11 protein-coding genes are annotated in these 12406 nt (G+C 73.0%); 6 read left to right on the forward strand and 5 right to left on the reverse strand.

Translation table 11 applies throughout. From position 1 onward, the window contains the following. Nucleotides 1-5: 5 nt before the first annotated feature. Complete coding sequence (locus ASD18_RS05825; protein WP_056087946.1) at nucleotides 6-1109, forward strand: sugar kinase; 1104 nt, start codon at nucleotides 6-8, stop codon at nucleotides 1107-1109. A gap of 152 nt (nucleotides 1110-1261) precedes the next feature. Then, complete coding sequence (locus ASD18_RS05830) at nucleotides 1262-1471, forward strand: hypothetical protein (protein ID WP_056087949.1); 210 nt, start codon at nucleotides 1262-1264, stop codon at nucleotides 1469-1471. A gap of 21 nt (nucleotides 1472-1492) precedes the next feature. Here ASD18_RS05830 and ASD18_RS05835 read toward each other — a convergent pair whose 3' ends face one another. Further along, the gene (locus tag ASD18_RS05835; protein ID WP_056087952.1) at nucleotides 1493-3022 is read right to left on the reverse strand and encodes a UxaA family hydrolase; all 1530 of its coding nucleotides are present in this window, start codon (nucleotides 3020-3022) and stop codon (nucleotides 1493-1495) included. Between the two features lie 89 nt (nucleotides 3023-3111). Between ASD18_RS05835 and ASD18_RS05840 the strand changes: the two genes are divergently transcribed. Beyond that, on the forward strand, nucleotides 3112-4134 hold the full coding sequence (locus ASD18_RS05840) for a LacI family DNA-binding transcriptional regulator (protein ID WP_056087956.1): 1023 nt from the start codon (nucleotides 3112-3114) through the stop codon (nucleotides 4132-4134). Nucleotides 4135-4143: 9 nt separating this feature from the next. Beyond that, nucleotides 4144-4470, forward strand: coding sequence for a hypothetical protein (locus ASD18_RS05845; RefSeq protein WP_056087960.1), 327 nt, complete (start codon nucleotides 4144-4146; stop codon nucleotides 4468-4470). On the opposite strand, the gene ASD18_RS05850 is transcribed toward ASD18_RS05845, so the two are convergent. The 3 genes from ASD18_RS05850 to ASD18_RS05860 form a co-directional block, all read right to left on the reverse strand. After that, a complete protein-coding gene (locus ASD18_RS05850) occupies nucleotides 4467-5162 on the reverse strand; it encodes a FadR/GntR family transcriptional regulator (protein WP_056087963.1) in 696 nt (231 codons plus the stop codon). The two genes, ASD18_RS05845 and ASD18_RS05850, sit on opposite strands and share 4 nt — an antisense overlap. 25 nt (nucleotides 5163-5187) lie before the next feature. Continuing rightward, nucleotides 5188-6057, reverse strand: coding sequence for an amidohydrolase (locus tag ASD18_RS05855; RefSeq protein WP_056087967.1), 870 nt, complete (start codon nucleotides 6055-6057; stop codon nucleotides 5188-5190). 97 nt (nucleotides 6058-6154) lie between these two features. Next, entirely contained in the window at nucleotides 6155-7885 is a 1731-nt protein-coding gene (locus ASD18_RS05860; RefSeq protein WP_200938577.1) for a gamma-glutamyltransferase family protein, read from the reverse strand. 164 nt (nucleotides 7886-8049) lie between these two features. Between ASD18_RS05860 and ASD18_RS05865 the strand changes: the two genes are divergently transcribed. Both ASD18_RS05865 and ASD18_RS05870 read left to right on the forward strand, forming a co-directional pair. Beyond that, on the forward strand, nucleotides 8050-10155 hold the full coding sequence (locus ASD18_RS05865) for a multicopper oxidase family protein (RefSeq protein WP_082573569.1): 2106 nt from the start codon (nucleotides 8050-8052) through the stop codon (nucleotides 10153-10155). A gap of 151 nt (nucleotides 10156-10306) precedes the next feature. Then, complete coding sequence (locus tag ASD18_RS05870; RefSeq protein ID WP_056087973.1) at nucleotides 10307-11908, forward strand: beta-1,3-glucanase family protein; 1602 nt, start codon at nucleotides 10307-10309, stop codon at nucleotides 11906-11908. A 22-nt stretch (nucleotides 11909-11930) separates the two neighbouring features. On the opposite strand, the gene ASD18_RS05875 is transcribed toward ASD18_RS05870, so the two are convergent. Continuing rightward, entirely contained in the window at nucleotides 11931-12392 is a 462-nt protein-coding gene (locus ASD18_RS05875; protein ID WP_056087975.1) for a tRNA (cytidine(34)-2'-O)-methyltransferase, read from the reverse strand. Nucleotides 12393-12406: the final 14 nt, after the last annotated feature.

Below are 12406 nucleotides of genomic sequence, written 5' to 3' on the forward strand. Positions count from 1 at the left end.
CACCCATGTCCGACCTGGTCATCCGCCCCGCGGCCGAGACGCGCTACGACGCCGTGTCCCTCGGCGAGGTCATGCTCCGCCTCGACCCCGGTGAGGGGCGCATCCGGACCGCTCGCTCGTTCCGCGTGTGGGAGGGCGGCGGCGAGTACAACGTGGCCCGCGGCCTGCGGCGCGCGTTCGGCCTGCGGACCGCGATCGTCACCGCGCTCGCGGACAACGAGGTCGGCCGGCTGGTCGAGGACTGCATCCTCACGGGCGGTGTGGACACGTCGTTCGTGCGCTGGCTCCCGTACGACGGGGTCGGTCGGGCCGTGCGCAACGGGCTCAACTTCACCGAGCGCGGCTTCGGTGTGCGCGGGGCGGTCGGGGTCAGCGACCGCGGACACACCGCGGCAGCGCAGCTGGCGCCCGGGGACGTCGACTGGGAGCACCTGTTCGGTGAGCTCGGGGTCCGCTGGTTCCACACCGGCGGCATCTTCGCGGCACTGTCCGACAGCGCGGCCGAGACGGTGATCGAGGCCGTGACCATCGCCCGCAAGCACGGGACGATCGTCAGCTACGACCTCAACTACCGGCCGAGCCTCTGGAAGGCGGTCGGTGGCCAGGCCCGCGCGCAGGAGGTCAACCGGACCATCGCGCCGCAGATCGACGTGATGATCGGGAACGAGGAGGACTTCACCGCCTCGCTCGGCTTCGAGGTCGAGGGCGTCGACGAGAACCTGTCCTCCCTCGAGCTCGGCTCGTTCGCGGCGATGATCGACCGTGTGGCCGAGGCGTACCCGAACTTCCAGGTCATCGCGACGACGCTGCGCACGGTGCACTCCGCGACGGTCAACGACTGGGGCGCGATCGCCTGGTCGAAGGGCACCGGGCTGGTCAGCGCGACGCACCGGGAGCGGCTGGAGATCCTCGACCGGGTCGGCGGCGGAGACTCGTTCGCGTCCGGGCTGGCCTACGGCCTGCTCGCCGGAGAGGACCTGCAGACGGCCGTCGAGTACGGGGCCGCGCACGGGGCCCTGGCCATGACGACACCGGGCGACACGACCATGGTGAGCAAGGCCGAGGTGCTCAAGCTCGCCGGCGGCGGGGGCGCGCGCGTCGACCGCTGAGCCGTGCGCGGGCCTCACACGGACGACGGGCACCGACCGGTCCGTGTCCGACAGGCGGCGCCCACCTCAGGCGTGGTGCACTGAGCCTGCACCCGCACCGTCTGCACCACCCGGAGGTCCCCGCCGTGAGCCACTCGATGTTGCCGTCAGCGATGCCTGGAGCGTCACTCGAGCTGGACCCCGAGGGTCGCCTGTTCTGCCCGGCGTGCCGGGCGACCACCCTCGACGTGTCCGGGACCGAGCAGGTCGACGGCATGCCGTGGGTCAACCACTCGGTGGTGTGCCGCGCGTGCGGCACGACCTCGCGGCTCGCGCTGGTGGGCGCGTTCGGTCAGACCGTCCTGCGGTGGCTCGACGACTGACCGCGGATCGACCGTGGCGGGTCAGGTCACCGCGCCGAGCTGCCACGGCACGAACTCGTCCGAGCCCAGGTCGAGCTCCTCGGACACGGTCTGCCGCCCGGACGCGACGTCGATGATCAGCTCGAACAGCTCCTCGCCGACGGACGTGACGGTCGCGGTGCCGTCGACGATCCGCCCGGCGTTGAGGTCCATGTCCTCGGTCATCCGCAGGTAGGTCGCGGTGTTCGTCGCGACCTTGATGGACGGCGTCGGCTTGCAGCCGAGCACGGACCCGCGGCCGGTGGTGAACACGACGACCGTGGCGCCGCCGGCGACGAGGCCCGTGACGGAGACGGGGTCGTACCCGGGGGTGTCCATGAACGTGAACCCGCGGGCGGTCACCTTCTCGGCGTACTCGTAGACCTCGACCAGCTCGGCGGTGCCGCCCTTGGCCACGGCGCCGAGCGACTTCTCGAGGATCGTGGTCAGCCCGCCCGCCTTGTTGCCGGGCGACGGATTGTTGTCCATGGTGCCGCCGCCGGCCGCCGTGTAGCCCTTCCACCAGTCGAGCCGGTCGAGCAGCTTCTGCCCCACAGGACGGGACACGGCCCGGCGCAGCAGGAGGTGCTCGGCGCCGAACACCTCGGGCGTCTCGGCGAGGATCGACGTGCCGCCGCGGGCGACCAGCAGGTCGGACGCGTGACCCAGCGCGGGGTTGGCGGTGATGCCGGAGTACCCGTCGGACCCGCCGCAGTTGAGGCCGAGGACCAGCTCGGACACGGGCGCGGGGGTCCTGCGCAGGGCGTCGATGTCCGGGAGCATCGCCTCGATGGCCGCCACGCCGGCGCGGACCGTGGCGCGGATGCCGCCGGTCTCCTGGATGACGAGGGTGGTCACGGGCTTGTCGGCGGGCAGGTCGAGCCCGTCCAGCAGCGACTGCGCGGGGAGCATCTCGCAGCCGAGGCCGAGGACCAGCAGCCCGGCGATGTTCGGGTGGTCGGCGTACCCGCGCAGGGTCCGCCGCGTGATCTGGGCACCCTCGCTGGTGGGGACCAAGCCGCAGCCGGTGTCGTGGGTGAGCGCGACGACCCCGTCGACGTGCGGGAACGCGTCGAGGACCCGGCCGCGGAACTGGTCGGCAATCAGCCGGGCGGTCGACGCGGAGCAGTTCACGGACGTGACGATGCCGACGTAGTTGCGGGTGCCCCAGCGGCCGTCGCTGCGCAGGTACCCGTCGAAGGTGCGCTCCGGCCCCTCGGGAACAGGCAGGGTCACCCGCGCGGTGCCGAACTCGTAGGCGCGCTCGTCGTCGTCCATGCCCAGGTTGTGCGAGTGCACGTGGTCGCCCACGGCGATGTCGCGGGTGGCGCGGCCGATCGACTGCCCGTACTTGTGCACCGGAGCGCCCCGCGGCACCGCGCGGACGGCGAGCTTGTGCCCGCGCGGAACGCTCTGGGTGACGACGACCGACCCGAGCACGGTCCCGGACTGCAGGTCCCGCGTGGCGACGCCGACGTCGTCGTCGGGGCGCAGCACCAGGACGGCGTCGGCCAAGGCGAGCGTCGTCGTCACCCGGTCAGGATACCGCTTTCCGGAGCAATCCACCGGCGAGCCCGCCCCGAACGTGCCGCGCATCAGCGGCAAGCGCCTACCCTCCTGACATGGCCGCATCCGTGACCCTCAGCGACGTCGCACGCGAGGCCGGCGTCTCGCTCGCCACCGCCTCCCGCGCGATCAACGGCAGCGCCAACCGCACCGTCCGTGCCGACCTGCGCGACCGCGTGCTCGCCGCGGCGGCCCAGCTGCGCTACACCCCGGACGCCAACGCGCAGGCGATGGCCCGCGGCCGGACGACCTCCCTCGGCCTCGTCGTGCACGACATCGCCGACCCGTACTTCTCCTCGATCGCCGCCGGCGTCACCCGCGCCGCCGACCGTGCGGGCCTCCAGGTGACCCTCGCGAGCACCCAGCACGACCCCAGCCGGGAGAGCGGTCTGGTGGACCTGCTCAAGCGCCAGCGCGCCCGCGCGATCGTCATCGCGGGCGGTCGCCTGGACGACGAGGCCACCAACGACGAGCTCCGCGCGGCGCTCGCCGACTACCGCGCGGTGGGTGGCTCCGTCGCCCTGATCGGTCAGCCGATCCTCGGCGTCGACAGCGTGGTCGTGGACAACGCGCAGGGCGCCGGCGACCTGGCCAAGGCCCTGCACGCCCGCGGCTACCGACGGTTCGCGGTGCTGGCCGGTCCCTCCGACCACCTGACCGCGCGCGAGCGCAGCGAGTCCTTCCGCGGCGCGCTCGCCGAGCTGGGCAACCCGGTCCCCGACGACGCGGTGATCACCAGCGCGTTCACGCACGAGGGCGGTGAGGACGCCATGCGCACGCTGCTGCGCGCCGGCGAGCTGCCGGAGCTGGTGTTCGCGGTCAACGACGTCATGGCGCTCGGCGCCCTGGCCGCCGCGCGCGAGGCCGGGATCCGTGTCCCGGACGACATCGCGCTCGCGGGCTTCGACGACATCTCGACCCTGCGCGACGTCGTCCCGGCGCTGACCACCGTGCGCATCCCGCTGGTCGACGTGGGCATCGCCGCCACCGAGCTCGCGCTCGCGGACGCGTCCGACGAGCCACGCCTGACGCACGTCCCCACCGAGGTCGTCCTGCGCGACTCGACGCCCGGGCGCTAGCCTGCCGCGATGACGCAGCCGATCGTCGAGATCCACGTCCCGCTGACACCCAGCCCCGACGTCGCGCCTGGGGAGTACGAGTTCCCGTGGATCGACGACGTCGAGGAGACCTTGGGCGTCGGCGAGGAGGACGGCCGCTACGAGGTGTACGACGACGGCGAGGAGCTCGGCGACGAGTACGTCTTCTTCATCACGGGCGAGTCCGAGGCCGACCTGCTGGCCGTCGCGGCGGACGTGGCGAACATGCCCGGGCTGCCTGACGGGGCGTTCGCCGTGGTGACCGACGAGGACCAGCAGGAGCTCGGCGAGGGTCGGCGCGTGGAGCTGTCGAGCTAGTCGTCCCAGGGCGCCCGCGCGCCGGTGGCCGAGTCCTCGAGCCCGAGCAGGTGCGTGGCCATCCGCAACCGTGCGCGATCGGGATCGCGTGCCGCCACGGCCGCCAGGATCGCCTCGTGCTCGACGAAGGTGCGGTCCTCGGCGCCCACGTCGCTGAGCCCGCGCCAGAGCCGCGTCCGTGAGGCCCGACCGGCCAGCCCCTCGATGAGCGCGGCGAGCACCGGGTTGCCGGACGCGCGCGCCACCTCCTCGTGGAACGCCAGGTCGGCGTCGACGAGTCGCTCGTGGTCGAGCGGGACCTGCACGAGGGCGCGGGCCGTCTCGTCGAGCGCGACGCGCAGGCGGGCGAGCCCGTCGTCGTCGATGTGCAGGGCGGCGAGCCCGGCCGCCTCGGTCTCCAGGAGCCGCCGGACGGCGTGGAACGCGGAGGCGTCGTCCTGCAGGTCCGCGATGAACCCGACCGGGGCCAGCAGCAGCGCGGGGTCCAGCGTCGTCACGTAGGTGCCGTCGCCGTGCCGGGAGTCGAGGATGCCGAGCGTGCCCAGCGCGCGGACGCCCTCCCGCAGCGACCCGCGGGAGACGCCGAGGGTCGCGGCGAGCTCCTTCTCCGCGGGGAGCCGCTCGCCTGCCTGGAGTCGTCCGTCGAGGATCATCTGCTTGACCCCGTCGACGACGTCGTCGGATCGTGACACGTGAGCGAACCTAGCGCCCGCGCGGTCAGTACGAGTCGAACGGGAGCCCGTAGACGTGCGTGGCGGTGCCACCGAGCACCGCCGCCCGGTCGTCGTCGGTCAGCTGGTCGACCGTCGACCGCAGCCCGTGCCACACGTGCGCGTACGAGTCGCCCTCGAGCAGTGCGTACGGCCAGTCGCTGCCGAGCATCAGCCGGTCGGGGCCGAACACCTCGAGCGCACGGTCGACCGCCGGCCGGAGGTGGTCGGGGGTCCAGCCCGCCCCTGCCGCGGTGGTCAGGCCGGACAGCTTGGCGACGACGTTCGGCTGCTGCGCGACCGCGCCGAGCAGGGCCGACCAGCGCGTCCAGCCGTCCCGCGCCCCGGCGCGCAGGGCCGCGAGCGGGGGAGCGCCGAGGTGGTCCAGCACGATCGTCAGCTTCGGGTGGTTCTCCGCCAGCGCCGCGACGTGCGCGAGCGCCGCCGGGGTGTGCGCGGTGAGGTCCAGGGTGAGCCGACGCTCGGTCAGGAGCGTGAGGCTCTCGTCGACGGCGGAGTCGAGGAGCCAGTCGGGATCGTGCTCGTCATGACCACGGTGGCCGATGCCCACGATCGGCTCGCGGCGCCACTTGTCCAGCTGCGCGGCCGCGTCGTCGGGGGCATCGAGCGGGACCCACGCCACGACGCCGGCGACCCGCGGCGACGACAGGGCCTGGAAGAGCATGAGCTCCGAGTCCGCCCGGTTGTCGGCGGCCTGCACCAGGACCACCCACGACACGCCCTCGTCGGCGAGCTGGTCCTCGATGTCCGGGACGCGGAACGGGCGGTGCACGGCCGCGTTCTCCGCGGTCATCCAGGGGTAGTGCACCGCGTCCGGGTTCCACACCTGAAGGTGGGCATCCACGACATTGGGCATGCGGGCGACGCTAGCAGTGGTCCGATCTCTGGTCCCGGTCGTGAGGGCATCCCTCATCGAACCCTCATCGACGGGTCAATTCATCGGAGGACTTGCGTCACCGTCCCACCGCGTAGCCCTGCATCCCTCGGGGGTTCGCCGCGGCGACGAGCAGGCCGTCCGTCCGGACGCCGGCGGCGCTCAGCCGCCCGAGCTCCCACGGTCCGACCGTCTCCACCGCGTGCCCGCGGCCGGCGAGGGCGTCGAGGACGTCGGTGCCGAGCCGCGACTCCGCGACCAGCCCCTGCGGCGTGCGGGAGCGCGGGTAGAACGAGCTCGGCACGTGCGACGAGTGCCACATGGGGGCGTCGATCGCGGCCTGCAGGTCCTCGCCGCCGAGAAGGTGCCGCAGCAGGAACGGCACGGTCCACTGGTCCTGCTGGTCCCCGCCGGGCGTGCCGAACGCGATCCCGGCACCGTCGTCGTCGAGCACCAGGCCGGGACTGAGGGTGGTCCGCGGCCGCTTGCCCGGAGCCAGGCTGTTGGGCAGTCCCGGCTCCAGCCAGAACATCTGCGCACGCGTCGGCAGCGCGAACCCGAGTCCGGGCACGACCGGACTGGACTGCAGCCAGCCGCCCGACGGGGTCGCGGAGACCCGGTTGCCCCAGCGGTCGACGACGTCCACGTGGCAGGTGTCGCCGGGGCTGAGCCCGACGGGGGAGACGGTGGGCTCCCCGATGCCGGGGGCAGATCCCGCGCGGGAGCTCCACAGGCTCGCGGCGACGCGCGGCACGCGACCGTCGGGTGACCCGGGCAGCAGCCCCTCGGCTGCCTCGCGGCCCACGAGCCGAGCGCGTGCCGCCGCGTACTCCGGGGACAGGAGGGTCTCGAGCGGGACGTCGGGGGTGTCGCCGTACCAGGCCTCGCGGTCGGCGAACGCGAGCTTGGCCACCTCGACGACCGCGTGCACCAGCTCGAGCGTGTCGTGGGACCGCACCAGCGAGCCCACGTCGAGCGCCTCGAGCATGGCCAGCTGCTGCAGGAGCACCGGCCCCTGCCCCCAGGCGCCGGTCTTGTGGACCGTCCGTCCGGCGAAGCGGAGGGACGTCGTCGGCTCCTCGGTGGCGCGCCAGGACGCCAGGTCGGAGGCGCGGAGCAGGCCGGTGTGGCGTCGGCCCGAGGAGTCCTGGACCGCGACGCCGGACTGGAAGGCGTCGACGGCCTCGGCGACGAAGCCCTCGTAGAACGCCCGCCGCGCGGACTCGATCTGCGCCTCGCGGGTGGTGCCGCCGGCCGCGAGCAGCCGCTCGAAGGTGTCCGCCAGCGCAGGGTTGCTGAACCCGGCGCCCGCGGCGGGGACCTGGCCGTCCGGCAGGTAGACCGCCGCGGACGTGGGCCAGTGCTCGGTGAACATGTCGGCGACGGTCGCGATGGTGCGGGTCGCAGCGCGGACCAGCGGGTAGCCGTCGCGGGCGTAGCCGATGGCCGGTGCGAGGACGTCGGCCAGGGGGAGGGTGCCGTACCGCGCGAGGAGGTCGAGCCACGCCCCGAACGCGCCGGGGACCACGGCGGCCAGGTGCCCGGTGCCGGGCACGAGGTCGAGGCCGAGGTCGCGGTACGTCTCGATCGTCGCGGCGGCGGGTGCGGTGCCCTGCCCGCAGACGACGAACGTGTGCCCGTCGGAGGCGCGGTACCCGAGGATCGGGGCGTCGCCGCCGGGCCCGTTCAGGTGCGGCTCGACCACGGAGAGCGTGAACCCGGCGGCCACGGCCGCGTCGAACGCGTTCCCGCCGGCCTCGAGCATCCGCATCCCGACGGCCGACGCCAGCCAGTGCGTCGAGGCGACCATGCCGAAGGAACCGGTGAGCTCGGGGCGCGTGGTGAACACCCGTCGATCCTGCCCCACGGTCCCGGGAACGTCCGAAACGTCCCGATTCCGGGACTTTCGGACCTACTGCGCCCGCGTCCAGCCGGTCTTCCCTGGTCTGACAGGAAAGACCCGAGGAGCCCCCCATGAGCACCGACGCTCGCCTTCCCGCCCTGGTCGTCACGCGACGGACCGTCCTCAAGGCCGCCGGGGCGGGACTGGGGCTCTACTTCGTCACGTCGGCCGGGGGCAGGCCGTTCGCGATCGAGGCCGCCGCGGACGACTCCGCGGCGCTCCTCGACCCCCTGTCGGTGCCGAAGTACCTGACACCGCTCCTGGTGCCGCCCGTCATGCCGCGTGCCGGGACGGCCGTCCTGCGCGGCGGCAAGAACGCCGACGTCTACGAGGTCTCGGTCCGTCAGGTCGTCCAGCAGGTGCTGCCGGCCCCGTTGCCCGCCACGACGGTCTGGGCGTACGGGCCGACGGCGGCTGCGGCCCGCAACGCCGTGCTGCTGCACCACTCACCGAGCCTGACCATCGAGGCGGACTGGCGCCGGCCCGTCCGTGTCCGCTGGGTCAACGAGCTGACCGACGACGCCGGGGGCTACCTGCCGCACCTGCTCCCCGTGGACCCGACGCTGCACTGGGCGAATCCGCCGGGCGGTGCGATGGGCCGCGACAGCCGACCGTCGTTCTCGGAGGTGCCCGGCCCGTATCTGGGGCCGGTCCCGATCACGACGCACCTGCACGGCGCGGTGGGCGTGGGCGACGAGAGCGACGGCTATCCCGAGGCGTGGTACGTCCCGAACGCGGTGGACCTCCCGGCCGACCACGCGACGCACGGCACCTGGTACGAGTTCTTCCGTGCCAAGGCGGCCGCCCGGTTCGGTCTCGAGTGGAGCCCCGGCTCGGCCACGGTCCAGTACCCCAACGACCACCGGGCCTCGACGCTCTGGTTCCACGACCACACCCTCGGCATGACGCGCGTCAACGTCTACGCGGGCCCGGCAGGCTTGTACATCGTGCGCGGCGGCCCCGAGGGCGACGGCGCGGTGCTCGACGCCCGGACCGGCACCCGTGCCGTCCTGCCCGGGCCGGCACCGCGAGCCACCGATCCCGGGCCGCTCGCCTATCGGGAGATCCCCCTGGCGATCCAGGACCGCACGTTCACCACCGACGGCGCGCTGTTCTACCCCGACACCCGCGCGTACTTCGACGGGACGGTGGGGCCCTACGTGCCCGAGGGTGACGTCCCTCCGATCTGGAACCCGGAGTTCTTCGGCAACGCGATCATGGTCAACGGCCACACCTGGCCGTACCTCGACGTCGAGCAGCGCCGTTACCGTCTCCGGCTGCTCAACGGGTGCAACTCGCGCTTCCTCCTCCTCGACTTCAACGCGATCCCGGGCGCCGACGTCTGGCAGATCGGCACCGAGGGCGGGTTCCTCGCCGCTCCGGTCCACGTCACCGACACCCTGGGCGGCCGCCTCCTGCTGGCTCCAGCCGAGCGCGCTGACGTCGTCGTGGACCTCACCGGCGTGCCCACCGGCTCGTGGGTGCTGCGGAACGTCGGGCCGGACGAGCCGTTCGGCGGCGGCGAGCCCGACGAGGACTTCGACGTGGCAGACCCGGACACCACCGGCCAGATCCTGCAGCTGCGCGTGGTGGCGGCGACCTCGCCCGACACGACGACACCGCCGGAGTTCCTCGTGCTGCCCGCGGTGGCAGCGCTGGTCCCGACGGTCGCCCGGCGCGTGGCGCTGGTGGAGGAGATGTCGATGGCCCCCGAGCTGGCGGAGGACCCGCCCCCCGTCGCCGCGATGCTCGGCACCGTCGACGCGGCGGGGCACTGGTCGACCGCGGCATGGAGCGAGGCCGTGACCGAGGCGCCGGCCGTGGGGACGACCGAGCTCTGGGAGATCTACAACACCACGGCCGACGCGCACCCCATCCACGTCCACGACGTCCATTTCCAGGTCGTCGAGCGCGGGCCGGTCGTCATCGACGAGGAGGCGCGGACCGTCCTGCCCGCCGGCGGCACCCGGCAGCCGGAACCCAACGAGCGGGGGTGGAAGGACACGGTGATCGCCTACCCCGGGGAGGTGCTGCGGATCCGGATGCGGTTCGGCCAGCCGGGCCAGTTCGTCTGGCACTGCCACATCGTCGAGCACGAGGACAACGAGATGATGCGCCCGATGCGCGTCGGCCCGCCCCAGCCGGGCGAGCCCGCCGCCGGCCACACCGCAGGCTGAGCGATTCGGGGGGTGCGCGTGGTTCGGGGGGAATGCCCCTTGCGGACCCACTCCCCACGGTCATAGGGTCCTGCGACTGGGTTGACACGTGTCAACACTGGCGCGGGGTCTCCCTCCTCGCGTCGTCGTGCACGAGGTGAGGAGCAGGTCGATGAGGACCAGCAAGAGGTTGATCGGGGCGCTCGGTGCGCTCGCGGTCGCGGTGACGACGGCGGTCGTCGGAGCCGCAACAGGAGCGCAGGCGGTGGGCCCCGACCGGCTGCCGCTGACGATCACCAACTCGAGCGGGCGCGGCGAGGCCGTCTACGTGTACGTGCTCGGCACCAACCTGACCACCGGCCGCCTCGGCTACGTGAACGCGGGCGGCACGTTCACCGCGTGGCCCGCGGGCTCCAACCCGCCGTCGCCCGCCCCGGACGTCGCGATCACCGGACCCGGCAACGGCGGCAGCACCACCATCCAGGTGCCGCGCGGCATCTCCGGCCGCGTCTACTTCTCCCTCGGCGAGAAGCTGAAGTTCTTCCTCACGCCCGACGGGCTGGTGCAGCCGGCACCGTGGGCCAGCGGCGACGCCAACCACAACATCCTGTTCGACTGGAGCGAGTTCACCTACAACGACGCCGGCATCTGGCTGAACAGCTCGCAGGTGGACATGTTCGCCCTGCCGCACGCCGTGACGGTCACCGGCGCGTCCGGCACCCGGCGGACCGGCGACCTCGTCGCCAACGGACGGACCAACACCATCAACCAGATCGCCGCGCAGCCCGGCTGGGCGAACACGGTGGTGAAGCGCGCCGACGGCACGGTCCTGCGGGTGCTCGCCCCGGGGAAGGCGGCGGGCGCGGGCCTGCTGAGCACCACCTACCTCGACCCGTACATCGCCTCCGCATGGGGTGCGTACACGGGCAAGACGCTGACCGTCGTGCCGTTCGGTGACCAGCCGAACCTCAGGTACGTCGGCCGCACGTCGGGCACCACGATGACGTTCACCAACGGCTCGGGCCAGCAGGTGGCGTCCTTCGCCCGGCCCAGCAGCGCGGACGTCTGGGGCTGCGACGGCGCCCTGCACGCCCCGAACGACCAGGTCGTCGGCCCCATCGCCCGCACCCTGTGCGCCGCCCTCAACCGCGGCACGCTCGGCACGGTCGACACGCAGCCGAGCACCGACGCTTCCGCGTTCTACAAGAGCAGCCCCACCAACCAGTACGCGCGGATCGTGCACGCCAACATGGCCGACGGCAAGGCGTACGCGTTCGCGTTCGACGACGTCGGCGCCTTCGAGTCCCTGGTGCACGACGGTTCGCCGTCCGCGGCCGGCCTGATCATCCAGCCGTTCACCGGCGGGGGGACGACGAACCCGCCGCCCACCGGCAGCGGCAGCGCGCTCGTCAACGCCAACGGCATGTGCCTGGACAACAGCGCGCAGAACACCGCCAGCGGGAACAAGATCCAGATCTGGGGCTGCAACGGCACGGTCGCCCAGAAGTGGACCTTCGTGCAGGCGGGCACCACGCTGCGCGTCCAGGGCAAGTGCCTCGACGTCGCCGGCGGCGGCACCGCCAACGGCACCAAGGTGCAGCTCTGGGACTGCAACGGCACGGGCGCGCAGGTCTGGATCCCGCAGAACGGCGGCTACTACAACCCGCAGTCCAACCGCTGCCTCGACAACCCCGGCCACTCGACCACCCCCGGCACCCAGGTCCACATCTGGGACTGCAACGGCGCCAACGCCCAGAAGTGGAAGCTGGGCTAGGACGGCCGGCTAGGACCGCCCGCTAGACCCCGCCCTCGAAGCCCAGCTGTCGCCACGCCTCGTACGTGGCGACAGCTGCGGCGTTCGAGAGGTTCATCGACCGTCGACCGGGGAGCATCGGGATCCGCACCTGAGCGGTGATCCGGGGGTGATCGAGGACGGACTCCGGCAGCCCCGTCGGCTCCGGACCGAACAGGAGCACGTCGTCCGCGCGGTAGGCGAGGTCGGTGTGATGCTGGGTGGCGTGGGTGGTGAACGCGAACACCCGCCCCGGCACCGCCGCCAGCAGGGCCTCGAGGTCCTCGTGCACCACCACGTGCGCGAGGTCGTGGTAGTCCAGCCCGGCCCGGCGCAGCTTGGCCTCCGACAGGTCGAACCCGAGGGGCTCCACCAGGTGCAACGTGGAGCCCGTGCCGGCGGCGAGCCGGATGGCGCTGCCGGTGTTGCCGGGGATGCGGGGCTCGAAGAACGCGACGTGCAGCACGGGGCGATCCTACG

The sequence above is a fragment of the Cellulomonas sp. Root137 genome (genome assembly GCF_001426725.1).
GTDB lineage: Bacteria > Actinomycetota > Actinomycetes > Actinomycetales > Cellulomonadaceae > Cellulomonas.

Bases quoted from the DNA above. Each gene is read 5' to 3' on its own strand.
- ASD18_RS05825 (WP_056087946.1), top strand. From the start codon at position 6: ATGTCCGACCTGGTCATCCGCCCCGCGGCCGAGACGCGCTACGACGCC.
- ASD18_RS05830 (WP_056087949.1), top strand. From the start codon at position 1,262: ATGCCTGGAGCGTCACTCGAGCTGGACCCCGAGGGTCGCCTGTTCTGC.
- ASD18_RS05840 (WP_056087956.1), top strand. From the start codon at position 3,112: ATGGCCGCATCCGTGACCCTCAGCGACGTCGCACGCGAGGCCGGCGTC.
- ASD18_RS05845 (WP_056087960.1), top strand. From the start codon at position 4,144: ATGACGCAGCCGATCGTCGAGATCCACGTCCCGCTGACACCCAGCCCC.
- ASD18_RS05855 (WP_056087967.1), bottom strand. From the start codon at position 6,057: ATGCCCAATGTCGTGGATGCCCACCTTCAGGTGTGGAACCCGGACGCG.
- ASD18_RS05860 (WP_200938577.1), bottom strand. From the start codon at position 7,885: ATGGTCGCCTCGACGCACTGGCTGGCGTCGGCCGTCGGGATGCGGATG.
- ASD18_RS05865 (WP_082573569.1), top strand. From the start codon at position 8,050: ATGAGCACCGACGCTCGCCTTCCCGCCCTGGTCGTCACGCGACGGACC.
- ASD18_RS05870 (WP_056087973.1), top strand. From the start codon at position 10,307: ATGAGGACCAGCAAGAGGTTGATCGGGGCGCTCGGTGCGCTCGCGGTC.